This is a genomic window from Paenimyroides viscosum (genome assembly GCF_003858535.1).
Lineage (GTDB): Bacteria > Bacteroidota > Bacteroidia > Flavobacteriales > Flavobacteriaceae > Flavobacterium > Flavobacterium viscosum.
Genome location: NZ_RQTJ01000002.1, coordinates 77,852 through 103,378, shown reverse-complemented (window position 1 = coordinate 103,378; position 25,527 = coordinate 77,852). Strand labels below are relative to the sequence as shown.

At 33.7% G+C, this 25,527-nt stretch carries 26 protein-coding genes; 10 read left to right on the top strand and 16 right to left on the bottom strand.

Annotated elements, in window-relative coordinates; translation table 11 throughout:
- Positions 1-12: 12 nt before the first annotated feature.
- Together dusB and EG242_RS01555 are read right to left on the bottom strand one after the other, a co-directional pair.
- Positions 13-1,011, bottom strand: coding sequence for a tRNA dihydrouridine synthase DusB (gene dusB, locus EG242_RS01560; RefSeq protein ID WP_124898162.1), 999 nt, complete (start codon positions 1,009-1,011; stop codon positions 13-15).
- A gap of 54 nt (positions 1,012-1,065) precedes the next feature.
- A complete protein-coding gene (locus EG242_RS01555) occupies positions 1,066-1,575 on the bottom strand; it encodes a DinB family protein (RefSeq protein ID WP_124898161.1) in 510 nt (169 codons plus the stop codon).
- Positions 1,576-1,658: 83 nt separating this feature from the next.
- On the opposite strand from EG242_RS01555, the gene EG242_RS01550 reads away from it, so the two are divergent.
- The 3 genes from EG242_RS01550 to lepA all read left to right on the top strand — a co-directional run bounded on the left by EG242_RS01550 (position 1,659) and on the right by lepA (position 4,936).
- On the top strand, positions 1,659-2,546 hold the full coding sequence (locus EG242_RS01550; protein WP_124898160.1) for a pirin family protein: 888 nt from the start codon (positions 1,659-1,661) through the stop codon (positions 2,544-2,546).
- A gap of 1 nt (position 2,547) precedes the next feature.
- Positions 2,548-2,931, top strand: coding sequence for an OsmC family protein (locus tag EG242_RS01545; RefSeq protein ID WP_124898159.1), 384 nt, complete (start codon positions 2,548-2,550; stop codon positions 2,929-2,931).
- A 208-nt stretch (positions 2,932-3,139) separates the two neighbouring features.
- On the top strand, positions 3,140-4,936 hold the full coding sequence (gene lepA, locus EG242_RS01540; protein WP_124898158.1) for a translation elongation factor 4: 1,797 nt from the start codon (positions 3,140-3,142) through the stop codon (positions 4,934-4,936).
- Positions 4,937-5,199: 263 nt separating this feature from the next.
- Here the strand turns inward: lepA and EG242_RS01535 are convergent, their stop codons facing one another.
- From EG242_RS01535 to EG242_RS01525, 3 genes are all read right to left on the bottom strand, one after another.
- The gene (locus EG242_RS01535) at positions 5,200-5,772 is read right to left on the bottom strand and encodes a YceI family protein (protein WP_124898157.1); all 573 of its coding nucleotides are present in this window, start codon (positions 5,770-5,772) and stop codon (positions 5,200-5,202) included.
- A gap of 135 nt (positions 5,773-5,907) precedes the next feature.
- Positions 5,908-7,521 carry a phosphoenolpyruvate carboxykinase (ATP) gene (gene pckA, locus EG242_RS01530; RefSeq protein WP_124898259.1) on the bottom strand — a complete coding sequence of 538 codons (1,614 nt, stop codon included), beginning with the start codon at positions 7,519-7,521 and terminating at the stop codon, positions 5,908-5,910.
- A 60-nt stretch (positions 7,522-7,581) separates the two neighbouring features.
- Complete coding sequence (locus EG242_RS01525) at positions 7,582-7,974, bottom strand: DUF423 domain-containing protein (protein ID WP_124898156.1); 393 nt, start codon at positions 7,972-7,974, stop codon at positions 7,582-7,584.
- A gap of 100 nt (positions 7,975-8,074) precedes the next feature.
- On the opposite strand from EG242_RS01525, the gene EG242_RS01520 reads away from it, so the two are divergent.
- The 3 genes from EG242_RS01520 (at position 8,075) to EG242_RS01510 (ending at position 11,426) form a co-directional block, all read left to right on the top strand.
- Positions 8,075-9,433 carry a saccharopine dehydrogenase family protein gene (locus EG242_RS01520; RefSeq protein WP_124898155.1) on the top strand — a complete coding sequence of 453 codons (1,359 nt, stop codon included), beginning with the start codon at positions 8,075-8,077 and terminating at the stop codon, positions 9,431-9,433.
- Between the two features lie 113 nt (positions 9,434-9,546).
- Positions 9,547-10,287 (top strand): glycosyltransferase family 2 protein, encoded by a 741-nt coding sequence (locus EG242_RS01515; protein WP_124898154.1) that lies wholly within the window; start codon positions 9,547-9,549, stop codon positions 10,285-10,287.
- Positions 10,287-11,426 carry a hypothetical protein gene (locus tag EG242_RS01510; protein ID WP_124898153.1) on the top strand — a complete coding sequence of 380 codons (1,140 nt, stop codon included), beginning with the start codon at positions 10,287-10,289 and terminating at the stop codon, positions 11,424-11,426. Before EG242_RS01515 ends, EG242_RS01510 begins: the two co-directional genes overlap by 1 nt.
- A 169-nt stretch (positions 11,427-11,595) precedes the next feature.
- On the opposite strand, the gene EG242_RS01505 is transcribed toward EG242_RS01510, so the two are convergent.
- From EG242_RS01505 to EG242_RS01455, 11 genes are all read right to left on the bottom strand, one after another.
- Complete coding sequence (locus EG242_RS01505; RefSeq protein ID WP_124898152.1) at positions 11,596-12,120, bottom strand: TlpA family protein disulfide reductase; 525 nt, start codon at positions 12,118-12,120, stop codon at positions 11,596-11,598.
- Positions 12,121-12,261: 141 nt separating this feature from the next.
- Positions 12,262-12,948, bottom strand: a complete 687-nt coding sequence (locus EG242_RS01500) for a hypothetical protein (RefSeq protein ID WP_124898151.1) — start codon at positions 12,946-12,948, stop codon at positions 12,262-12,264.
- 98 nt (positions 12,949-13,046) lie between these two features.
- On the bottom strand, positions 13,047-14,735 hold the full coding sequence (locus tag EG242_RS01495) for an ABC transporter ATP-binding protein (protein ID WP_124898150.1): 1,689 nt from the start codon (positions 14,733-14,735) through the stop codon (positions 13,047-13,049).
- Positions 14,736-14,831: 96 nt separating this feature from the next.
- On the bottom strand, positions 14,832-15,278 hold the full coding sequence (locus EG242_RS01490) for an OsmC family protein (protein ID WP_124898149.1): 447 nt from the start codon (positions 15,276-15,278) through the stop codon (positions 14,832-14,834).
- A gap of 268 nt (positions 15,279-15,546) precedes the next feature.
- The gene (locus EG242_RS01485) at positions 15,547-16,260 is read right to left on the bottom strand and encodes a 3'-5' exonuclease (protein ID WP_124898148.1); all 714 of its coding nucleotides are present in this window, start codon (positions 16,258-16,260) and stop codon (positions 15,547-15,549) included.
- Entirely contained in the window at positions 16,257-17,414 is a 1,158-nt protein-coding gene (locus tag EG242_RS01480) for a serine hydrolase domain-containing protein (protein ID WP_124898147.1), read from the bottom strand. The genes EG242_RS01485 and EG242_RS01480 overlap by 4 nt, the downstream gene beginning before the upstream one ends.
- Before the next feature lie 35 nt (positions 17,415-17,449).
- Complete coding sequence (locus EG242_RS01475; RefSeq protein ID WP_124898146.1) at positions 17,450-17,647, bottom strand: helix-turn-helix transcriptional regulator; 198 nt, start codon at positions 17,645-17,647, stop codon at positions 17,450-17,452.
- Positions 17,631-18,113, bottom strand: a complete 483-nt coding sequence (locus EG242_RS01470; RefSeq protein ID WP_124898145.1) for a hypothetical protein — start codon at positions 18,111-18,113, stop codon at positions 17,631-17,633. Before EG242_RS01470 ends, EG242_RS01475 begins: the two co-directional genes overlap by 17 nt.
- A gap of 205 nt (positions 18,114-18,318) precedes the next feature.
- On the bottom strand, positions 18,319-19,920 hold the full coding sequence (locus tag EG242_RS01465) for a fumarate hydratase (protein ID WP_124898258.1): 1,602 nt from the start codon (positions 19,918-19,920) through the stop codon (positions 18,319-18,321).
- Positions 19,921-20,031: 111 nt separating this feature from the next.
- Positions 20,032-20,775 carry a uroporphyrinogen-III synthase gene (locus EG242_RS01460; protein WP_124898144.1) on the bottom strand — a complete coding sequence of 248 codons (744 nt, stop codon included), beginning with the start codon at positions 20,773-20,775 and terminating at the stop codon, positions 20,032-20,034.
- 13 nt (positions 20,776-20,788) lie between these two features.
- Positions 20,789-21,538, bottom strand: coding sequence for a DUF4271 domain-containing protein (locus tag EG242_RS01455; RefSeq protein ID WP_124898143.1), 750 nt, complete (start codon positions 21,536-21,538; stop codon positions 20,789-20,791).
- 17 nt (positions 21,539-21,555) lie between these two features.
- Here EG242_RS01455 and EG242_RS01450 point away from each other — a divergent pair, with 17 nt between their 5' ends.
- The 4 genes from EG242_RS01450 (at position 21,556) to tyrS (ending at position 25,497) form a co-directional block, all read left to right on the top strand.
- On the top strand, positions 21,556-22,278 hold the full coding sequence (locus EG242_RS01450; RefSeq protein ID WP_124898142.1) for a polyprenol monophosphomannose synthase: 723 nt from the start codon (positions 21,556-21,558) through the stop codon (positions 22,276-22,278).
- Complete coding sequence (locus EG242_RS01445) at positions 22,279-23,616, top strand: dihydroorotase (protein WP_124898141.1); 1,338 nt, start codon at positions 22,279-22,281, stop codon at positions 23,614-23,616. It abuts the gene before it with no gap.
- Between the two features lie 115 nt (positions 23,617-23,731).
- On the top strand, positions 23,732-24,136 hold the full coding sequence (locus tag EG242_RS01440) for a DUF4296 domain-containing protein (protein WP_124898140.1): 405 nt from the start codon (positions 23,732-23,734) through the stop codon (positions 24,134-24,136).
- A gap of 65 nt (positions 24,137-24,201) precedes the next feature.
- Positions 24,202-25,497: a tyrosine--tRNA ligase gene (gene tyrS, locus EG242_RS01435; RefSeq protein WP_124898139.1), complete on the top strand. Its 1,296-nt coding sequence runs from the start codon at positions 24,202-24,204 to the stop codon at positions 25,495-25,497.
- The last annotated feature ends 30 nt before the right edge of the window (positions 25,498-25,527 follow it).

Here is a 25,527-nt window from a genome sequence, read left to right as displayed (position 1 = left end):
AAAAACCTTTTTTTATAATTGTTCAATCACGTAATCCTTGTAAAAATCTTCAATTTCGTCGAAAATTTTTAATAACTGGTTTGGATCGTCTTCTGTAACCAATCGCTGACGATGCGCTTTAAAACCGTGAATGCCTTTAAAATAATTGGTGTAATGTCTGCGCATTTCTACAATTCCCAAACGTTCGCCTTTCCATTCCATAGACCAAATCAAGTGATTTTTTGCAGCTTCCAATCGATCACTCATGGTAGGCGGAGCTAAAATTTCGCCCGTATTCAGGTAATGTTTAATTTCATTAAAAATCCAAGGATAACCAATAGCAGCGCGCCCAATCATCATTCCGTCTAACCCAAATCGTTCTTTGTATTCTTTGGCTTTTTGAGGCGAATCGATATCTCCGTTTCCAAAAATCGGAATTTTAATACGTGGATTGTTGTGAATACGTTCAATATGTGTCCAATCGCTATGTCCTTTGTACATCTGTGCGCGCGTACGTGCGTGAATGGTCAATGCCTGCACACCAACATCCTGTAAGCGTTCAGCAACTTCATCAATATTAATCGATTCGTCGTCCCAACCCAAACGTGTTTTTACCGTAACAGGCAAACTTGTTCCGCTGATCACCGCCTTTGTCAATCGAATCATTAAATCAACATCTTTTAAAACGCCGGCACCGGCACCTTTACAAACAACTTTTTTAACGGGACATCCAAAATTTATATCAACAAGATCGGGCTGTACGGTTTCCACAATTTTTGCCGAAAGTTGCATGGCTTCTTCATCGCCACCAAAAATCTGAATACCAACCGGGCGTTCGTAATCAAAAATATCCAATTTCATTTTGCTCTTCATTGCATCGCGAATCAACCCTTCCGACGAAATAAATTCAGAATACATCATATCGGCTCCGTGCATTTTGCACAAACGGCGAAACGGCGGATCACTCACATCTTCCATAGGCGCCAGCAAAAGCGGATGTTCGGGTAATTCTATTTTTCCTATTTTAATCATTCAATGAAATTTTATGCAAAATTAATCTATTATTTTTAAAGAGAGAAATTTGGTTTAAGGTTTCAATTTGGACAAATAGCGTTCTTTAATAATGTTTAAATGATGAATATTGTGACCTACAATCAGCTTTTCGATGGTTTCTACCGATACTTCATTGCCATTTGCTTTGCTTTTTTGCGCTAATTGTTCTGAAGTAAGTTTACTAAAAAAAGCCAAAGAAAGTAATCTGTTTAAATGAAATTCTTCAATAAGTAGCTGTAAATCCTGTTGATTTGCCGTGCCGTTTTCTGCATACTGGTTTTCATCAAACCCTGCCAATTCCTTCATGTCTTTTCTAGCAAAACGTAAAGCTCTGTAATGAAATATTTTTTCTACATCGGTTAAATGTTCCAATAAAGTTTTCAACGACCATTTTCCATCAGCATACGCAAAATTACTTTGTTCTTCTGTTAATGACTGATAAATTTCTAATGTTTGGTTAGATACGATTTTTAGTTCTTCCAACCAGTTTTCAGAAGGAATCAAGTTTAGATATTCTTGTATGTATTTTTCAAATTCGGTCATAATTCGTAATTTTAAACTTAATGTAAATTAACGATGTTTCTTGATGTTTTTTTTATCTTTAGAAATATTAATTAGTGAAACTTATGTCGAATATAGATTTTATTTTTGAAGAAAAAGCTGCCGATATCGGTAATTTTTTAGTCGGTAGATTATTGCCTTTTAGACAAAAACGCAATATTGGTCCGTTTGTTTTTATCGATCACATGGGACCGAAACAGATGACAGCAGATGAGAATTTAGATGTGGCTCCGCATCCGCACATTGGTTTGTCAACATTGACATTTTTGTTTGATGGTGCCGTAACACATAAAGATAGTTTAGGGAACGATATTGTTATTAAACCCGGAGCTGTAAATTGGATGACTGCCGGAAAAGGAGTGGTACATTCTGAACGTACCCCCGATTATTTAAGAACGGTAGATAAAACAATGCATGGTTTACAGATTTGGATTGCTTTACCCAAACATTTGGAAAATATGGAACCCAATTTTGTGCATATTGAAGCTAATGATTTACCTGCTTGGAAAGAAGGTGCAGCAGACTTTAAATTGATAGCGGGTGAGTTTGAAGACAAAAAATCGGGTGTACCTGTATACAGTAAGTTGTATATGATTGAAATAAAAGCTCATGAAGATATGACTATTAATTTACACGATAGGTTGTACGGTGAAAGTGGTTTGTATATTTTAGAAGGTCAAGTTTTAACAAAAGAAAGTGCTTTTGGTGCCAAACAAATTTTAATTACTAAAGATGCACATTTATGCACGTTTGATATTAAAGCAGGATCTACCATTTATTTATTTGGTGGCGAACCTTTTCCTGAAGAACGTTTTATTTATTGGAATTTTGTGTCATCGTCTAGAGAAGTTATTGAAGAAGCTAAACTAAAATGGCAGGCACAAGAATTTCCGAAAGTTCCGGGCGAAACCGAATTTGTGCCGTTACCTGTTGATTCATTTAAAAGAAGTTAATATGGAAAAAGTTACAGCAAAAATTGGCGCAGAAAATTATAAAACCGTAATTACTTCACCAACGTCTGAGTTTATTACCGATATGCCAATTGATGAAGGCGGACAAAACTTGGGTCCAAAACCAAAAGAATTATTAGCCGCAGCTTTGGCTGGCTGTGTTGCAATGACGGTAAAAATGTATGCAAACAGAAGCAAATGGTTGTTAGAGGAAGTTTTTGTTGATGTTGAAATTGATACCGAAACAACTCCGGGAACTACCATTTTTACGAAAAAAGTATCTTTTACAGACGATTTAACCGATGAACAAATTAAAAGATTACATGTAATTGCTCAAAAATGCCCGATTAATAAAATACTGCAAAACCCGATAGAGGTAAAATCATAACAAAAGCGCTTCGATTTATCGGGGCGTTTTTATTTTTAAAAATCTACCAAAAAAATAAACTATATTTGCACTTTGTAGCCTTTGGTAACTGCGTGAGGGATAGAAGCGAAAAGCCCGAAAGAATGAGGACTTGTAGCGCATAGCCCGACGAAGGAGGAACGACGAACGGCACGCCCAAAGAGCAATTTATTTTTTACAATTTACATCAATGAAAAATATTAGAAATTTCTGTATTATAGCCCACATTGACCACGGTAAAAGTACCTTGGCAGACCGATTGTTGGGTGCCACACAAACCGTAACTGCTCGCGAAGAAAAAGCGCAATTGCTTGATAATATGGATCTTGAAAGAGAACGTGGTATCACAATTAAAAGTCACGCCATTCAAATGGAATATAAATATAAAGGCGAAGAATATATCTTGAATTTGATTGATACTCCTGGGCACGTAGATTTTTCGTACGAAGTTTCTCGATCAATTGCTGCCTGCGAAGGTGCTTTGTTAATTGTTGATGCAGCGCAAAGTATTCAGGCACAGACAATTTCGAACCTTTATTTGGCTTTGGAAAATGATTTAGAAATTATTCCAGTGTTGAATAAAGTTGATTTACCTTCTGCAAATCCGGAAGAAGTAAGCGACGATATCATTGATTTGTTGGGTTGTAAATTAGAAGATATTATTCACGCATCGGGTAAAACCGGTTTTGGTGTCGAAAATATTTTGGCTGCAATTATCGATAAAATTCCGGCGCCAAAAGGAAATCCAGACGAACCGTTACAGGCTTTGATTTTTGATTCGCATTACAATCCTTTTCGTGGCATTGAAGTTATTTTCCGTGTTTTGAACGGAGAAATTAAAAAGAATCAGAAAATTAAGTTCATGGCTACGGGCAATGAATATTACGCTGATGAAGTTGGTACATTGAAATTAAATCAAGTGCCTAAAAATGTGATTTCATCGGGCGATGTTGGTTATTTAATCTCGGGTATTAAAGAAGCGAAAGAAGTTAAGGTTGGTGATACCATTACCGATGCTGTGAATCCGACCAAAAATATGATTACGGGGTTTGAAGATGTAAAACCAATGGTTTTTGCTGGAATTTATCCTGTTGACACCGAAGATTACGAAGATTTACGTGCATCGATGGAAAAATTACAGTTGAATGATGCTTCGTTGGTTTTTCAGGCAGAAAGTTCGGCAGCTTTAGGTTTTGGTTTCCGTTGTGGATTCTTGGGAATGTTACACATGGAAATTATTCAGGAACGTTTAGAACGTGAGTTTAATATGACCGTGATTACTACGGTTCCTAACGTTTCGTACTTCGCTTACACCAAGAAAGAACCAGATACACAATTAATTGTAAACAATCCATCTGATTTACCAGAACCATCGAAATTAGATAGAGTAGAAGAGCCTTATATTAAAGCAACTATTATTACAAAAGCCGATTTTGTTGGTAACGTAATGAGTTTGTGTATTGAAAAACGTGGTGTTATTACCAATCAAACATATTTAACACCAGAACGTGTGGAGTTGAACTTTGATATGCCTTTGGCAGAAATTGTATTTGATTTTTACGATCGATTAAAAACAGTTTCTAAAGGATACGCTTCTTTTGATTACCACCCAATTGGTATGAAAGAATCGAAATTGGTACGTTTAGATGTTTTATTGAACGCCCAACCGGTTGATGCACTTTCGGCTTTAATTCATGAAAGCAGTGCCTATCACATTGGTAAAAAAATGTGTGAGAAATTGAAAGAATTAATCCCAAGACAACAGTTCGATATTCCTATTCAGGCAGCAATTGGTGCAAAGGTAATTGCACGTGAAACCATTAAAGCGTTACGTAAAGATGTAACTGCGAAATGTTACGGTGGAGATATTTCGCGTAAACGTAAGTTATTGGAAAAACAGAAAAAAGGTAAAAAACGTATGCGTCAGGTAGGTAACGTTGAAATTCCTCAAGAAGCATTTATGGCTGTTTTAAAATTGAATGATTAATTAGCTGTAAGCTTTTAGTTTATAGTTTTTAGATAATAGAAAAGACACTTCGTTTGAAGTGTCTTTTTTATGTTATAATAGACAATAATTTTCAGTCAGCTTGTCAAGCTGAACTTGTTTCAGCTTCACATCACTATAATTAATTTTTGAAACAATAGGTATTTAAGCTTATTATATTAAATAGGTTAAAAGCTAAATAAAAAACGCATCAATTTCTTGATACGTTTTTCGGTGATTGTTGTTTACTTACTTATTATGAAAAATTATTTTGCTTTGTTAAATTCTAAGTTAATAATGAATTTTACGTCTTTAGCAACACCCATACCTGTTGGGTCATAGTTTATATTGAAATCAGTTCTATCGATTGTTGTAGTAGCCTGAAAACCTACTTTTTGGTTACCTTGTCCGTCGTCTTTCAACAATCCGCCGTACACCAATGTGAAAGTAACTGGTTTGGTAACATCTTTAATAGTTAGGTTTCCGTTTAACTTGTAGTTTTTACCGTCTTTTTTAATTGATGTAGAAACAAATTTAATGTCTTTATATTTTTCTACTTCAAAGAAATCGGCAGAACGTAAATGATCATCACGCATTTGAATGCCGGTATTTACCGAATTGGCATCAATTGTAAAATTAAATTTCGCTGTGGTAATGTCTTCATTCGTTAGTTCTAACGAACCTTGGTACTTGTCCATTTTACCATCTACAAACGAGATTCCTAAATGACCTACCGAGAAATTTAAGAACGAATGGTACGTATCTACATTATATTTTGTTTGAGCGAATGATGCAACAGAAAACAAAGTTGCTACGAATAATAAGGCTATTTTTTTCATTTTGATTTATTTTAAAAGTTTAATAAGTCAAAATTACTACAATGTATTTTGTTGGCTGTTAACCTAGATTAAGAAGTTGTTTTAAAGCAAAAAAGTCCAACAATTGTTGGACTTTAATTTAATATTTCAAGAGGATTATAATTGTGGGCCAGCCGCAACTAATGATTTTCCTTCTTCGTTATCTGTATAATTTTCGAAATTTGTTACGAACAATTGTGCTAAATCTGTAGCCTTTGTTTCCCACTCAGAAGCTTCTGAATACGTGTTTCTAGGATCTAAAATGTTGGTATCAACACCTTCTAAACCTGTTGGAACAGCTAAATTGAAAATTGGAACAATGGTAGTTTCAGCATTTTCGATAGATCCATCTAAAATACGGTCGATAATTGCACGGGTATCTTTAATAGAAATACGTTTTCCGGTACCGTTCCAACCAGTGTTCACCATGTAAGCGGTAGCGTTGTGTTCTTCCATTTTCTTAACTAATTCTTCACCGTATTTTGTTGGGTGCAAGCTTAAGAATGCTTTACCAAAACAAGCAGAGAAAGTAGGTTCTGGCTGTGTAACACCGCGCTCTGTTCCGGCTAATTTTGCTGTAAATCCAGATAAGAAATAGTATTTTGTTTGTTCTGGCGTTAATTTAGAAACCGGAGGCATAACCCCAAAAGCATCAGCCGTTAAAAAGATAACTTTTTTAGCGTGACCTGCTTTAGAAACCGGTTTTACAATATTTTCTATATGCTCGATAGGATAAGAAACACGAGTGTTTTGTGTTACAGATCCGTCTTTAAAATCAATTTTTCCATCAGCATCAACCGTTACATTTTCTAACAAAGCATCACGCTTAATAGCTGCAAAAATTTCTGGTTCGTGTTCTTTACTTAAATCAATTGTTTTAGCATAACATCCGCCTTCAAAATTAAAAACACCGTCTTTATCCCATCCGTGCTCATCATCACCAATTAATTCGCGTTTTGGATCTGTTGATAAAGTAGTTTTTCCTGTTCCTGATAAACCAAAGAAAACAGCAACATCGCCTTCTTTACCTTTGTTTGCAGAACAGTGCATTGAAGCAATTCCTTGTAATGGCAAATAGTAGTTCATCATAGAGAAAAGACCTTTTTTCATTTCACCACCATACCAGGTACCACCAATTAATTGAATTTTTTCGGTTAAGTTAAAAGCTACGTAAACTTCAGAATTTAAGTTGTGTGTTTTGTAATCTTTAAATGAAGTTTTAGATGCGTTGATTACCACGAAATCAGGCTCGCCAAAGTTTTCTAATTCAGCATCGGTTGGGCGTATGAACATATTTTTTACAAAATGTGCCTGCCAAGCAACTTCCATGATAAAACGAACTTTTAAACGAGTATCTTCGTTGGCACCGCAAAAAGCATCCACAACGTATAATTTTTTTCCTGATAATTCAGAAGTTGCGTTTTGCTTTAAAGCTTCCCAAGTATCTTGAGAAATAGGTTTGTTATCGTTTTTAGCGTTTTCAGAAGTCCACCAAATGGTGTTTTCTGTAACAGCATCTTTTACAATGTATTTATCTTTAGGAGAACGTCCGGTGAAATCACCCGTCATAACGTTTACAGCTCCAAGTTCCGATAATTGTCCGCGTTCAAAACCTTGCAAGTTCTCATCTGTTTCAGCTATAAATAACTCATCATACGACGGATTGTAAATAATTTCTGTTACATTGTTAATTCCGTACTTATCTAAAGATATTGATTTTGCAACCTTCATGTTTAAATCTTGTGTTGTGTTAATTTGCATACAAACTTACTAATAAATTTAGTATTTTTTTTAATAATTGTTCTTTTGTTTCATGGAATAAAAAGCCGTTAAAAACCAGCTTAGTATTAAAAATAATCCGCCAACGGGTGTTACGGGACCTAAAAATTTAAAGTTTATGCCTGATAAACCCTGGGTTGCCAGTAAAAAAATCGATCCTGAAAATAGAAAAACGCCTATGGTTGTTAAAATACCAATGGTGCGCTTGTTCTTTTCTGTTAATACATTTAATTGCGAAACTAGCAGTAAAAACAATGCGTGATACATTTGATACCTTACACCGGTTTCAAAACTTACCAATTGTTCTGCAGTTAATACTTCTTTTAGTGCATGTGCGCCAAAAGCGCCTAAAATTATTGCAACAAATCCAAAAAAAGCTGCCAATGTTACTAACTTTCTAGTCATGGGAAAATTTTTGTCAAATGTACACTTTTTTATTTTTCGATACGTGTTTTTTTTCATGCGCTATTTTTTTAGTACTTTTAGCAGATAAAAAAACAAATTAATGAAAAATATCTTGTTGTTTGGTTCCGGGAGATCTACCTCTTCTTTAATCAAATATTTGTTGGAACGTACCGAAACACATCCGTTCAAACTTCATATTGCCGATCAGTCAATCACATCAATCCAAGAAAAAATAGTAGACAATCCAAACGCATTTGCCATTGCTTTAGACATTCATAACGATGCGGAACGCACCAAATTGATAGAAAAAGCCGATGTAGTAATTTCTATGATGCCAGCTTTCTTACACCCAATTATTGCTGCCGATTGTCTTAAATTTAGTAAGCATTTGGTCACTGCATCATATATTTCGACCGAATTAAAAGAAATGGATGCCGAAGTAAAAGCAAAAGGATTAATTTTTATGAACGAATGTGGATTAGATCCTGGTATCGATCACATGAGTGCCATGAAAGTTTTAGACGAGATTAGAGAAAAAGGGGGCAATCCGGTTCATTTTGAAAGTTTTTGTGGTGGATTGGTTGCTCCGGAATCTGATGATAACATTTGGAAATATAAATTTTCATGGAATCCGCGTAACGTTGTTGTTGCGGGGCAAGGCGGTGCTGCAAAATTTTTACAACAGGGTACTTATAAATACATTCCTTACCAACGTATCTTTAAACGTACCGAATTTTTAGAGATTGAAGGTTTTGGTAGATTTGAAGCTTATGCAAACCGCGATTCGTTAGGTTACCGCGAAGCGTACGGTTTGCAAAATGCACATACTATTTATCGTGGCACTATGCGTAGAGTAGGGTATTCACGTGCGTGGAATATGTTGGTGCAATTGGGTGTGACTGATGATACTTATACGATTGAAGATTCTGAAAACATGACCTATCGCGAGTTTATTAATTCGTTTTTGTATTATCATGTAAGCGATTCTGTTGAAGTAAAGTTTCGATTGACCTTAAATATTGAACAAGACGATACTGTTTGGGACAAATTTGTGGCTTTGGATCTTTTCAACAACGATAAAAAAGTAGGATTGAAAAATGCAACTCCGGCACAGGTTATGGAAAAGATACTTTCTGAGAAATGGACGTTGCAACCGAATGATAAAGACATGATTGTAATGTATCATAAATTCGGCTACACTATGCCCGGAAGTACTGAAACTTTTCAGATAGATTCTACCATGGTTTGCTTAGGCGAAGATGCAGTTTTAACCGGAATGGCAAAAACGGTTGGTTTGCCGGTTGGTATCATTACACTTAAAATATTAAACGGTGAAATTACAACACCGGGAATACAAATGCCGATTACAAAAGAGGTTTACGAACCTGTTTTAAAAGAACTAGAAACTTTTGGAATTATTTTCCAAGAAAAAGAAGTTCCTTACGACGGCGGAATTTAAAAATTAATACCCCCGATTCTTGATTGAATCGGGGGGTCCGTTTTAGTTTTGAATAGATTATAATACTGTAAACTATCAATTAATTTTATATTTGTAATTGACTTACCCAAATAATGATCAATAACCAAAAAATAGTAGTTGTACTTCCAGCTTATAATGCATCTAAAACTTTAGAGCAGACATATAATGAAATTCCTTTTGATATTGTTGACGATGTCGTTCTAGTAGATGATAATAGTTTAGATAATACTTCTGAAGTAGCTAATCGCTTAGAAATTAAACATATTATCAAACACGACAAAAATAAAGGTTATGGTGGCAATCAGAAAACCTGTTACAATAAAGCTTTGGAACTAAATGCCGATATTGTAATTATGCTTCATCCTGATTATCAATATACCCCAAAACTTATTCACTCTATGAGTTATATTATAGCAAACGGTTTATATGATGTGGTTATCGCTTCAAGAATTTTAGGTAAAGGTGCTTTAAAAGGTGGTATGCCATTATATAAATATATTGCGAACAGATTTCTTACACTAACCCAAAATATATTGATGAATCAGAAACTATCGGAATATCATACTGGTTACCGTGCGTTTTCAAAAAAAGTATTACAAACTGTAAAATACAATAATAATTCTGACGATTTTGTATTTGATAATGAATTTTTGGCTCAGGTATTTGATAAGAATTTTGAAATAGCTGAAATAACCTGCCCAACTAAATATTTCGAAGAAGCTTCTTCCATAAATTTATCAAGAAGTATTAAATATGGTCTAGGTGTTTTAAAAGTATCTTTTCTATATTTTATAAATAAAATAGGTTTGTATAAAGGTAAAATGTTTCAATAATGAAGGATTTATTTCTAAAGAGAAACATCAGTTTAGCTTTGTTTTTATTAGTAAATTTTTTATTTACCTACAAATATTTAGAAAGATTTACTACTTGGGCACCACTTTTAACTATTATAATATCACTACTGTATATTTTTTTATATCGAAACACAAAGCTTTTAAAATTTATCACTAAGAAAATAGAAATTAGCTTTATAGTTGCTTTTATAATTATGTGTCTTTTGATTTGGAAAAAAATTCCTATTGAAACCCTAAATGTTGATAGGTGGAGTGTAATTACATCTTTTTGGGATAGTTATTTTACTAATAAGTATGCTTACTTTGCAAAAAGTTTTGCAGGAAATCCACCAGGACCAATGCCGTTCTATTTTATTCTGGCTTTACCTTTTTATTTAGTAAGTGAATTGGGTTTTTTGTCAATTATTGGCGTGTTGTTATTTTATTGGTTAATGTGGTATAAAAAAGTTAATTCCATTACTAGAATTTTTATTCTACTATTAATCTTATCATCATTTTTTAATTTGTGGGAAGTTATTTGCCGCAGTAACATTTTTTTTAATGCTTCATTGGTTTTAGGCTCTTTAATTTACATATTAAATCAAAAAATATTTACTCATAAAACATTAGTGATTTCTGGGATATTTATAGGATTATTAATTTCAACAAGAAATATATTTGTAATATCCTATATCATCTGCTTTCTCTATTTATGGCGCACAAAAGCTATTCAGTTTAAACAATTAGCTTTTTTAGGAATTATAAGCTTACTAATATTTAGCTTAACATTTATTCCTGTTGTTTATGGTCATTTTGAAGATTTTAAACAAATGAATCCGTTTATAGTACAATCAACTTTCTTAATACCATTTGAATACACCATTCTATTTGTTTTAATCGCAATAGGTACTTCATTTTTATGTAAGAATAGGAATGATGTTTATTTCTACAATGCTGTTGTACTTTTTATAAGTATATTTATTTACCTGATATATTATATTTTTTTACAAGGATTCACACAAGCATTTACAGAAAGTACGGTTGATATCTCTTATTTTATATTTTGCATACCGTTTGCATTGTGGTTCTTACTAATTGATAAAGTAAATCTAAATCCCCTTCGGAATAGCATTGATTAATTTTTGGGTATATGGTTTTTGTAGAGGTTCAATTAAAGCGTCGGCTTTGTTTTGTTCTTCTGTTTTTCTTTCGTTAAAATTTTTAGAATTTTCGTCCAAAAAAAAGAAGTTCCTTATAACGATGGAATTAAAAAAAATAAAGCACCGAATTGCGCTCGGTGCTTTATTTTTATATACCTAATTCTGTAAACAACTCCACAAGTTCCTCATCTGATGGTCTTGGTGCGTCACCAGTTACGATATTTCCTTTTGGATCGATCAAGATAAACCTAGGAATGCTCTCCAGTGCATAATCCATTGCAAACTTTGAATTCATGCCATTCTCTCCAAATAATTGTATGCCTCCAAGTTGTTTATCTGTGACAAATCTCTTCCATTTGTCGTAATCTTTCTTCTCATCTAACGAAATACTTACAAACTCAATGTTTTTTTCGTGATAGTTCTTTTCAAGCTCTTTCATAAACGGAATTTCAGCAATACAAGGCGCACACCAGATAGCCCATAAATCTATGTAAACGTATTTTCCTTTTAAATCGTCTAAAGAAGTATTGCCACCTTTGTGATTTTCAAGGTTGAATTTTGGAGAAGTTTTTCCTTTGGTTAAGTGTTTTAACTTATTAAAGGTTTTGGTAAGTTCTTTCTTAAAATTTTCATCGGTAGATGCTCCTACAATTGCATTGTAAATCGTTTCCATCTCGGGATTGTCAAGTGTTACAAAAGAAGAGAATTCTTCAGCAATTCCATTTTTAATGTTTTGGCTTTTGATGTTTTTTATATTAGCTGCTATTTTTTCGCTAAAAGTTTGTTTACCTTCCTCTAATACGCCGAATACTTTCTATCTAAAATTTTGCACTACCAATTCACGGTATGCTACTGAGAAATCATAATCTTTGGCATTGTCAAAGTCAATGGTTTTATTTGATTTAGGGTACGTATCTGATACTTGAAACGCTTGGTTATCAGTAAAAAATGGATGCATTGACAAGTATGAACGTAACAATTGCTCTTTATTATAACCGATACTTTTTTGTTCATTTTGTTTGAAATCGTCAATCACAAAAGTCGAAGCTTCGAGTAATTCGTTGCTTTTTTGCGTAAACTCATCTATTTTTACTAAAAACTGACTTTCTTCCAGTGTATAAAGTTCAGTTGTTTTTCCCAAAATATCTTTATACAATTGCTTTTTTTGAGCGAAATACTTGTTTTCTGTAGCTAAATCTCCAGAAAATGTAATGTTATCCAAATTTTGAATGTCCAACTCAAAAGAAAGGTTTTTACCTTTGTGAAGATAAATCTCGTTTTTTGCCATTTCATAGGTTCCGCCGTAATCAATATACAATGTATCGGCAAAGCTGCCGTCTTCATTTACACTGATTTCTTTTTCAAAAGCATTTCCTTTAATTGTAAATTTACCTTTTGGTGCCCCGGTAAATTTTCCTGAAACAACTGTGTATTCAGGTGTAGCTTCTTTAGAACAGGAAAAAAATACTGCTGCCAAAGCCAAAGTGATTAGTTTTTTCATATTTTATTGTATTAAAAATCAAATGTATTTAAACAAAAAATGTGATAAAAATATAAAGCAGTTAATTTTTTCTTAAAAATTATATTAAAAAAACAATCTTAAACTCCTTTGGGAATCGCATCAATCAATCGTTGAGTGTAAGGCTGTTGCGGATTAGCAATTAAAGCATCGGCTTCGTTTTGTTCTTCTATTTTTCCTTTGTTCATAACGATAATCTGATCCGAAATGTATTTAACGACTGCCAAATCGTGCGAAATAAATAAATAGGTAAATCCAAAATTGTCTTTTAAATCATTCAGTAAATTCAATACTTGTGCTTGGACTGAAATATCTAATGCCGAAACCGATTCGTCGCAAATAATCAACTTAGGATTCACTGCAATTGTCCGAGCGATGCCTATACGCTGACGCTGACCTCCGGAAAATTCATGTGGATATCGGTCGTAATGTTCCGGTAATAAACCGACTTTATTCAGCAAATCCAATACTTTTTCTTTGCGTTCTTTATCGTTTGCATGCAGTTTATGTACTTTCATAGGTTCTAAGATGGCTTCGCCAACCGTTATTTTTGGGTTTAACGATGCAAACGGATCTTGAAAAATAATCTGAATTTCTTTACGCAATTCTTTTAATTCGCTTTTCGATAATTTGGTAATGTCTTTATCTCTGTAGAAAATTTGTCCTTTCGTGGCAGGATCTAACTGTAAAATCGCATTTCCTAATGTAGATTTTCCGCAACCGCTTTCGCCAACCAAACCCAACGTTTCGCCTTCGTACATTTTAAAACTTACATTGTCTACTGCCTTAAAATAATCGTTCGGTTTAAATAATTGCGTTTTTAAAAGATATTGTTTCTCAACATTTTCAACACGTAACAAAGGTTGTTGATCGTACAATTTATCTAAATGTTCTTTTCGTTCTTCTTGCGAAATAGCCGCGGCATTTTCGGTTCCGCTTAAATAATCTTGAATGGTTGGCAAACGTTTTAAACGGACATTTAACGATGGGCGAGAAGCAATTAACGCTTTTGTATAAATATGCTCGGGATTTTTAAAGATGTTTAAAGCCGAATTCTGCTCTACAATTTCGCCTTTGTACATCACCAGAATACGATCACAAATTTCTGATATTAATGATAAATCGTGAGAAATAAACAAAATGCTCATTCCGGTTTCTTGTTGCAGATTTTTCAACAACAAAATAATTTCCTGTTGAACGGTGACATCTAAAGCAGTAGTTGGTTCATCGGCAATTAAAATTTCTGGTTTGCAGGCAATTGCCATTGCAATCATTACACGTTGTTTTTGTCCACCTGAAATTTGATGTGGGTATTTGTTATAAATTGTAATTGGGTCGGGAAGTTTTACTTGATCGAACAACCGCAACACTTCTGCTTTGATTTCTTTTTCAGATAACTTAGTGTGTGTTTCTAAAATCTCAGCCACTTGTTCGCCACAGTTTATCGACGGATTTAAAGAACTCATTGGTTCCTGGAAAATCATCGATACTTTTTTTCCTCGTATTTTCTGAAAAGCTTTTTCGGAATAATTGGTAATATCTTCATTTTTAAAATGAATAGAACCTGTGTTTAAATCGGATACGTTTTTAGGAAGCAAACCCATTACAGCCAAACTTGAAACCGATTTACCGGAACCCGATTCGCCTACAATACCAATAATTTCGTTCGGAAAAACTTCAAATGAAATAGAATGGATTACTTCGTTCCATTTTTTTTCCTGTAAAAAAGAAATGCTTAAATTTTCTACCCTTAAAATCGGTTCTTTCATAAAAAAATACTACCCTTAATTATCAAAAATTAAAGGTAGTAAAAACAAACTAAACAATTTTTTTAAGCTATTAGTTTTTAGCTTTTAGTAATTAGATCAAGCTACATTTTGCGTATAATCTTTTGTAACAACCAGATTAATTGGTGTGCTGTTTAAAAGATTATCATAAATAGGGCAACGTTCTTTAATTTCATCCATCCAAAACTTCAGTGTGCTTAAATCAGCGTTGGTAACGGGTTTTACAACCAAATCAATCGCTTCAAAACCGCTTCGGTCTTTCACGTTTAAACCTTGTGTTTTGGCGGTATTTATAGTTCCTTTAATTTCAATCTGTATCGATTTTAAATCCATATCCAGATCATCTGCAACCTGATGCCCCACCATATTAATGCATGCTGCAAATCCTGCTAAAAGATATTCTAAATGGGCATTTGAATTTTTTCTCATATCGTTTTGAGTGATTGAAAATTGTAATTCGCTGCTTTTAATGTTTAACTGGCTTTGGTTTGCAAAACTTAATAATGAAATTTGTTCTAGGCTCATGATTACTGGGTTTATGGATTAATATTAAATTATTGGGCATAAAAAAATCCCCTGCGGTTTAGCAGAGGATTCACTTAAATTATATTGTAAAATGGTTACAATTTAGTGCATACAAAACCTCTGCGGGAAAATTTCCACATTCTACAGTTGCGTGTATGTTTAATAAATTGTTGCATTTTAATTTTTCTGTTGATTTTTATTTCAGAACAAAATTCTAAATTTATTTTTTAAAAAGAAAATTATTTTTAAATTTTAACATTTAAATGTTTCAGACCGAAAATATTTCGGTGTCATTTAAAATAGGTTCGTTACGCATTCTTAAAAAAATCTGTGCAACTGCAACTACATCGCGTTCGCAGTATTTTTTAATTCGGTTGATGTTTTTCTCGTTGTAATATACGTTGCGGACTTCACTTCCATCGATATCTTCTTTTGGTGACGGAATGTTTAAAACATGCGTCAGTAATTTTAGCGACGTATAATGTTTGTAATCACCGAATTTCCATAATTCCAAAGTATCTAAATGTGGTATTTCCCACGGTTTTCTTCCAAAAAGCTGTAATTTTTCAGGAATGTTTATTCCATTGATCAGCATACGGCGACACATATACGGAATATCGAATTCTTTAATATTATGTCCACAAAAAACGAATGCCGGATTTGAAAAATGCGCTTTTATCAAATCGTTGAATTCTTCTAAAAGTTGCTTTTCTTCTCCAATGATCGATTTGGTTCTAAACTGTCGTTCGGCATTTTTTATGGTGAAATATCCAACCGAAATACAAATGATTTTTCCAAATTCTGCCCAAATTCCCGCTCGATCATAAAACTCTTCGGGCGTTAAATCGTCTTTGCGCTGATATTGTGTTTTATCGGCAAATAATTGCTGTGCATCTTCAGGCAAATCATTAAAAAACTCTGATTGTGGCACCGTTTCAATATCCAAAAAAAGAATATTCGGTAAAACTATTTTATCAATCATAACTGTTTGTTTAACATATTATACGCTTCATCGATATACACATACAAGTCGTTACTGTGCGCGTCGGTTGTGGTTTGCAAGCCTTTGATGTGACCCAAACGGACAATGATTAAATTGTCTTCGGGAATTACAATGGTAAACTGCCCCAAATGACCGCGCATGTAGTAAATATGCTTGTTTTTATAGTTTGATAACCACCAGCCATAACCATATTGCGGACTTTCTTTGAAACGTGGGTTTATCGATTCAAAAACAAATTTCATAGAAAGCAGTTGCTCGTCATTCCATTTTCCGTGCTGCATATACAGTTTACCAAATTTGGCAAAATCACGAGCATTACTGGCAATACAGCAATATGCTTTTTCAATTCCGTTGTCTTTATGGTCGATCTGCCACAATGCATCATGCTCCATGCCCATAGGTTGCCAGAAATATTTCGAAACAAAATCAGCCAGACTCATTTTTGTAGTTTTTTCTAAAACCATTGCCAGTAATTGTGTATCACCACTTTGATAAACAAATTCCTGTCCCGGTTTTTTATCAATAGGCAAGCTTAACATGAGCGAACGTAAATCGGTTTTAAAATATGCTTGTGTGGTAATTGATGTTGGTCCGTAATAATTTTCATCCCATTTTTGACCCGATGCCATACTAGCCAAATCGCCCACGGTTACTTCTTTAGCAAATTTGCCTGTTAGTTCGGGTAAAAAATCAATTACTTTGGTGTCTAAACTTTGAATCATTCCCAAGTCAATTGCTTTTCCAAGAGCCGATGTTACAATACTTTTAGCCATAGAAAACGAGTTGGTTTTGCTGTCTTCTTTACCAACATCGAAATAACTTTCATGAAAAATACTGTCGTTTTTAATAATTAAAAACGATGTAGTTTGAAGGTCTTTGTGCGTTTGATTCAGCTTTTCGGTAGCCGGAATTTTATTGTAATTTTTGGATATGTTCCAAGGCTGTGCCGTTCCTTTTTTAATTTCACGATTATTAAAATAACTGTAATCTTCTAAAAAAGCTGTTTTATGACCGGTTAAATACGTTACGCGAACCGCACGAAGCAGGTAACCGTAATCGAAAATGTACATAAGCGCAATGGTCGATATAAAAACAATTGCAAACCATTTAAGGATTTTTATAAGAATTTTCATGATTTTATTTGTTGGATAAATTAAAGATAACAAAATTATTCATCGTCTAACTGAAAAATTTCGTTTACAGTTACATTGAACATTTTAGACATACGCAAAGCCAATTCTACAGACGGAGCATATTTTCCGGCTTCGATTGCATTGATTGTTTGTCGTGTAACATCTAGTTTTTCTGCCAATTCTGCCTGCGTGATGTTATGAATGGCGCGGAATACTTTAATCTTCGTTTTCATAACTGAATTGTTTTTTATAGATGAATAATTTTGTGTAGTAGAAGATGTTTAAAAATAAGATAAAAGCGTAATAGAAAAACATAATTATATAAACGAAAGGCATGCCAAAAACTAAAAACTCACTAATTATTAGTAGTGTAAAGGTAAAATAAGTAGCATTGGTTATTGATTTATATCGAATTAAACCAATCATTTCATCTTCTGTTTTTTCTTTAGAAAAAGCTAAAATTATACCACTAGAAAAAAACAATAAGTCGACAAGTTCATTATAAATATCTTCCTTTCCAAAAGAAAGATAAAAAGAATTTTCTGAACTTAAGAAGTGATCACTAGCTATTGCAAATACAGGAACTCGGAGTTCATATACAATTTCAAAAGGAATTAATATAACTAGTGTAAGCGAAATAATAAAAATCACTAAAGCAGGGATTTTTAATTTATTCGGGAATAAATAAATACTTTTCATAATAGATAGTTTTAAAAATTGATTGAATCAAATGTAATAAAAATTTTATATAATGTAAAAAATATTTTACAAATAGTAAAAATAAAAATACTAATGCGATTTAGTGTGAAACATAGAATGATAGCCGGGATATTAAAAAGCTCTATAAAGTTTGCACCTTATAGAGCTTTAAGCTTATAACTAACAGCTAAAAACGAATAACTGTTTACAAATTCTGAAAGAAATCGTTTCCTTTATCATCGGTAATAATGAATGCAGGGAAATCTTTTACGGTAATTTTTCGAACAGCTTCCATTCCCAATTCTGGGAAATCAACTACTTCAACATGTAAAATATTGTCTTTTGCCAAAATAGCTGCCGGTCCGCCGATTGATCCTAAATAAAAACCGCCGTGTTTCGCACACGCGTCTGTTACTTGTTGCGAACGGTTTCCTTTGGCAAGCATAATCATTGATCCGCGGTTTCCTTGGAATAAATCAACATAACTGTCCATGCGTCCCGCAGTTGTTGGTCCGAAAGATCCTGAAGCCATTCCTTCTGGAGTTTTTGCAGGTCCTGCGTAATAAACCGGATGATTCTTAAAATATTCCGGCATTGGTTCGCCGTTATCTAACATTTCCTTGATTTTTGCATGGGCAATATCGCGGGCAACGATAACGGTTCCGTTTAACATTAATCGAGTTTTGATTGGATGTTTGGTCAATTCTGCCAAAATCTGATCCATTGGCTGATCCAAATCAATTGAAACAGGATCTTCTAAATGCGGAGCCGTTTCTGGTAATAATCTTGCTGGATTTGTTTCTAACTGCTCTACAAAAATACCGTCGGCAGTAATTTTTCCTTTGATATTTCTATCGGCAGAACAAGAAACGCCCAAACCAACCGGACAAGATGCTGCGTGACGTGGCAAACGAATTACGCGAACATCGTGTACCAAATATTTACCGCCAAATTGCGCACCTACGCCAGATTCCTGACAAATTTGCTGTATGCGTTTTTCCCATTCCAAATCGCGAAACGCTTGTCCCGCCATGTTTCCTGTTGTTGGTAAATGATCGTAATAGCCTGCAGATGCCTTTTTAACGGTTGCCAATGTTGCTTCGGCAGAAGTTCCGCCAATAACCAACGCCAAGTGATAAGGTGGGCATGCAGCTGTTCCTAAATCCATGATTTTGGCTTTTATGAAAGCTTCTAACGATTTTTCGTTTAATAACGATTTCGTCTGCTGGTATAAAAACGTTTTGTTTGCAGATCCGCCTCCTTTTGCAAGGAATAAAAATTCGTACGAATTTCCTTTTTTAGAATAAATATCTATTTGCGCAGGAAGGTTAGATCCCGAGTTTTTCTCTTCGAACATTGAAATTGGAACGATCTGAGAATAACGTAAGTTTTTATTGATATAGGTGTTGAAAATACCTTTTGATAAAGCTTCGGCATCATCAATTCCGGTATAAACATTTTCTCCTTTTTTCGCCATTACAATTGCTGTTCCCGTATCTTGACACGATGGTAACTCGCCACCAACAGCTACTGCCGCATTTTGTAATAAATTGTAAGCAACAAAACGGTCGTTGTCTGTAGCTTCGGGGTCGTCTAAAATTGCTTTTAATTTTTCAAGGTGCGAAGTACGCAGCATAAATGAAACATCGGTCATTGCTGTTTCTGCTAATAATTCCAAACCTTTGGGATCAACCGTTAAAATTTCACGATCGCCTAATTTTTCAATTTTAACATAATCTGAAGATATTTTACGATACTGTGTATCATCTTTTTGTACAGGATACGAATCCTGATATATAAAATCAATCATTATTATTTTGTTTTTGCAATGCGAAATTACGAAAATATGGAAGTTAAAAGTACTAATTAAGTATGAATTATAACATAAAAAGTCTCATCAAACGATGAGACTTTTATGTTATTTATTAACTTTTGCCAGATATTGATCGATAGCCATTGTCATAGATGGCGCTTCGGGTGTTGGTGCCATAATATCTACACGCAATCCAAAAAGTTCAGCTTCTTTTTTGGTTGTACTTCCAAAAACACCAATTCTTGTGTTGTCTTGAACAAAATCGGGGAAGTTTTTAAACAACGAATTAATTCCTGTTGGGCTAAAAAAGCATAGAACATCATATTTTACATCTGCTAAATCAGATAAATCGCTCATTGCTGTACGAAAAAATATTCCTTGTGTCCAGTTTACACTTAATCCGTTTAAAGTTTGTGGTACATCGTCGTTTAATTTGTCTGATGCCGGCAATAAAAACTTATCGTCTTTAAATTTCTTAATCAATGGCGATAAATCAACAAAATCTTTCTGACCCACATAAATTTTACGTTTACGGTACACAACATATTTCTGTAAGTAATAAGCAATAGCTTCAGACTGACAAAAATATTTCATGGTTTCTGGAACTTTAAAACGCATTTCTTCTGCAACTCTGAAATAATGATCTACAGAGTTTTTACTTGTAAGAATAATAGAGGTGTAGTTGTTCAGGTCAATTTTCTGTTGACGGATTTCTTTGGCATTTACACCTTCAACGTGAATGAAAGGTCTAAAGTCAATTTTTACCTTATATTTCTGTTGAATATCGAAATATGGTGAGTTTTCTACTTTAGGTTCTGGCTGCGATACCAAAATTGATTTCACTTTCATAGTACTTTGTGCTTTAGGTCTTAGAAATAACAAACCAATGGTATAAAATTACATAGGGTGCTATTTCAAAGGTGCAAAGATACAAAATAAAATAAAATAAAAACTTGCTAAATAGTTTTTGATAATTTTTTAAAAGCATAATAAACAAAATGCCATTAAATATTAAGAACAAACCAACAACAATCCATAAAAAATACGGAACATTAAATTGGTTGTAAAATAAAATAGCAATTACAGGAAATAGTATCAAACCTAAAAAGGAGCGGTAACTTACTTTTACTAAATTATATTGTTCTGCAAAATCTTCGGCATTAAAGCAAACGGCTATTATTTTTTCTACAAAATACTTAACCAATACAAAAAATATTAAAATACTTAAAATGCGTATATAAAAAGGAAAGCTGTGTAAATCAGAATATCCAATTAAACTAATAATGTAATGTACAAATAAACTTAAAGAAACCATTTGCACAAAAAACATGCTTATGGTAAAGCTACTTTTCATATTATTACTATCACGGTAGGTAGAAAGGTACTTGTTAGAAAAGCCAAGTTTAATAAAATCGTCAAAGCGGTTTGGAAAGGTTAATCGGGTAATAACAATTGTGGCAAAGGTTATAATAAACAAAACCGTTGCCCAATCAATTGAAAAATTGTTTCTATCTAAAAAATCTATTTCCATAAACGCTGTAAAAATACTAATTTTATGCGGAATAAAACCTTTTAATTTTATTAAGAAAACTACATTTAAAAAAAGGTACATTTGGACAATATTTTTTTATGAAGCAAAATATAGTTGTAATACCTACTTTTAACGAAATAGAAAATATCGAAGATATTTTAAGAGCCGTTATGAATTTAGAAACACCCATTGATGTTTTGGTGGTTGACGATAATTCACCCGACGGAACTTCGGAAAAAGTGTTACAAATTGCAGAAGAATTCCCAAACAGGATTTTCTTGAAAAAACGATTAAAGAAAAACGGATTAGGAACAGCTTACGTTGCCGGTTTTAAATGGGCGTTAAAACATAATTACCAATATATTTTTGAAATGGATGCCGATTTTTCGCACAACCCTAACGATTTGATAAAACTATTAGAAGTTTGTTATAATGGAGGCGATGTTGCTATAGGTTCGCGCTACGTAAAAGGTGTAAACGTGGTAAATTGGCCTTTAAGTCGTGTGTTATTGTCGTATTTTGCATCGGTTTATGTAAGATTTATCACCGGAATGCACATTATGGATACCACGGCAGGTTTTATTTGTTATCACCGTTCGGTTTTAGAACAGATTAATTTAGATAAGATTAAATTTGTAGGATATGCGTTTCAGATCGAAATGAAATATCGTGCATTTTCACGTAACTTTAAGTTGGTAGAAGTACCAATTATTTTTACAGATCGAACCAAAGGAAAATCAAAAATGTCGGGCAGTATTATTAAAGAAGCCGTTTTTGGCGTTTTACAATTACGATTAAAAAAACTATTTAATAAATTATAAATGAGCACTCTTTTAATTAAAAACGGAACCATAGTTAACGAAGGAAAAGTTTTTAAAGCCGATATTTTTATCGAAAACGAAATCATTTCTAAAATAGATACACAAATTACGGTTGCTGCCGATAAAGTGATCGATGCTTCTGGATTGCACATTTTTCCTGGTGTTATAGATGATCAGGTACATTTTCGCGAGCCAGGTTTAACACATAAAGGCAACATTGCATCAGAATCTAAAGCAGCAATTGCGGGCGGAGTAACATCGTTCATTGAGCAGCCAAACACAGTCCCAAATGCCGTTACGCAAGAAATTTTAGAAGAGAAATATCAAATAGCAGCCAATACATCTTACGCGAATTATTCGTTTATGATGGGCGGAACCAACGATAATTTAGATGAAGTTCTTAAAACAAATCCGCGTAATGTTGCGGGAATTAAATTGTTTTTAGGATCGTCTACAGGAAATATGTTGGTTGATAATGAAGAAGTTCTAGAGAAAATATTTTCATCAACAAAAATGCTGATTGCCGTTCATTGCGAAGACGAACAAACCATTCGCGAAAATCTTGAAAAAGCAAAAGAAGAATTTGGTGACGATATTCCGGTAACGCAACATCCTGTAATTCGTAGTGCCCAAGCGTGTTATAAATCATCATCAAAAGCAATTGAATTAGCTAAGAAAACAGGCGCTCGTTTACATATTTTCCATATTAGTACAGGAATTGAAACTGAATTGTTCAGAAACGATATTCCGTTAGAAGAAAAAATGATCACTGCAGAAGTGTGTGTGCATCATTTATATTTTTCAGACGAAGATTATAAAACTAAAGGTAATTTCATAAAATGGAATCCGGCAGTTAAATCGGCAACAGATCGAGAAAAAATCTGGGAAGCCTTGTTAGATGATCGCATTGATGTTATCGCAACCGATCACGCACCACATACGTTAGAAGAAAAATCGCAACAATATTCACAGGCTCCGTCTGGCGGACCGTTGGTTCAACATTCGCTAATTACCATGTTGGAATTTGCAAAAGCAGGAAAAATATCGTTAGAAAAAGTCGTTCAAAAAATGATGCACAATCCGGCAATTTTGTTCAAAATAGAAAAACGCGGTTTTGTAAAAGAAGGTTTCTTTGCTGATTTGGCTTTGGTTGATTTAAACAGCCAAAAGTGGACGGTTACCAAAGAAAACGTATTGGCAAAATGCGGTTGGTCACCTTTAGAAGGTGTTGATTTTACTACAAAAGTAGAATCGACTGTTTTAAATGGAAAGCTTGTTATGGAAAACGGTGTTATCAGCGAAGAACGTTTTGGTCAACGATTGTTATTCAATAGATAATAATTCGTCACTTCAAGTAGCGCAATAAAGTGGAGTGTGTCGAGAAGTAAAGTTCTCGACAAGCTGGAACTGACGAAAACGCGTAAAAGAAGTTTAAATACACATATATAAAAGTATGAAAAAATTAGTTTCTGTATTTATTTTAATTTTTCTGGTTAGTTGTACAATTGAAGAAAAAGCCGAAATTTCGCAAGAAAAAATGGTTGATGTTTTGTATGATTTAACCGTGTCGTCAAGCGCACGAAATACTGCAAGCAGACGCGATACCATTCAATATATTGTAGATTACAAGCATATTCTGAAAAAACATGGGATAGACAGTTTAAAATTTGTAAAGGCGCAAGAAATCTATCAAAAAAAACCCGATGTGTATGCAGTGATCTATGATTCGGTACAAAAACGCTTGCAAAAAAAGTTAGAGGAGGTACGTGCTTCAAAGCCAGATAAAGAAGACGAAGCGCTAAGTCCTGTTATAAACATGAAAGATATTCCTTTTAATCGTAAAAAGAATAATAATTAAAAGTCACAATATTTGTGGCTTTCTTTTTTTTATTAAAACACTATATTTGCACAAAACTTATTTAAATGAAAAATTTAATAGAAGAACTAACTTGGCGTGGGTTAGTACACAATATTATAGACGGAACCGAGCAACAGTTTTTAAAAGAACCAACTGCCGCTTATATTGGTTTTGATCCCACTTCAGACTCATTACATATTGGTAGTTTAGTTCCGATTATTTTGTTGGTTCATCTTAAAAATTTTGGACACAAACCAATTGCGCTTGTTGGTGGGGCAACCGGTATGATAGGTGATCCGTCTGGTAAATCAGATGAGCGAAACTTGTTGACAGAAGATATTTTAAACCACAATGTAGCGGGTATAAAAGGTGTTTTGTCACGTTTTTTAGATTTTAATGCAACAACAGAAAACACACCTGTTTTAGTAAATAATTACGATTGGATGAAAGAATTTTCATTCATAGATTTTGCGCGTGATGTTGGTAAACGTATTACCGTAAATTACATGATGGCCAAAGATTCTGTAAAAAAACGTTTTGCAGCAGATGGAGCCGGAATGTCTTTTACAGAGTTTACCTACCAATTAATTCAAGGTTACGATTTTTATCATTTGTACAAAAATTATAATTGTTTAGTGCAAATGGGCGGATCTGATCAATGGGGAAATATTACCACAGGAACAGAATTGGTAAGACGAATGGGTGGCGAAGATGCTAAAGCATACGCCATGACTTGTCCGTTAATTACAAAAGCCGATGGTTCTAAATTTGGAAAATCAGAAGGTGGAAATATTTGGTTAGATGCCGATAAAACATCTGTTTATAAATTCTACCAGTTTTGGTTGAATACAACCGATGAAGATGCCGAAAAATATATTAAGATTTTTACTTTTTTATCGAAAGAAGAAATAGAAGTTCTGATTGAAGAACACAAACAAGCGCCGCATTTAAGAGTTTTGCAACGTAAGTTAGCAGAGCAGTTAACCGTTTTTGTTCATTCACAAGAAGAATTAGAAAACGCAGTTAAAGCATCGGGAATTTTGTTCGGAAATGCTTCGGCAGATGATTTAAAAGCATTAGATGCTAAAACCTTTTTAGAAGTGTTTGACGGCGTTCCGCAAGCTGAAATAGTAATGGAAGATTTAAAAGCAGGAATTGATATTGTGGAGGTTTTAAACGCAAAATCGGGCTTTATGAAATCAAACGGAGAAGCAAGAAGAGCGTTGACAGAAAACTCGATCTCTGTAAACCGTGAAAAAGTTCAAGAAGGCTTTAGTTTGTCAACAAACGATTTAATCAACAATCAGTTTGTGCTACTACAAAAAGGCAAGAAAAATTACTTTATTTTAAATGTGAAATAAGAATGAAACCTCAGTGAAAGCTGAGGTTTT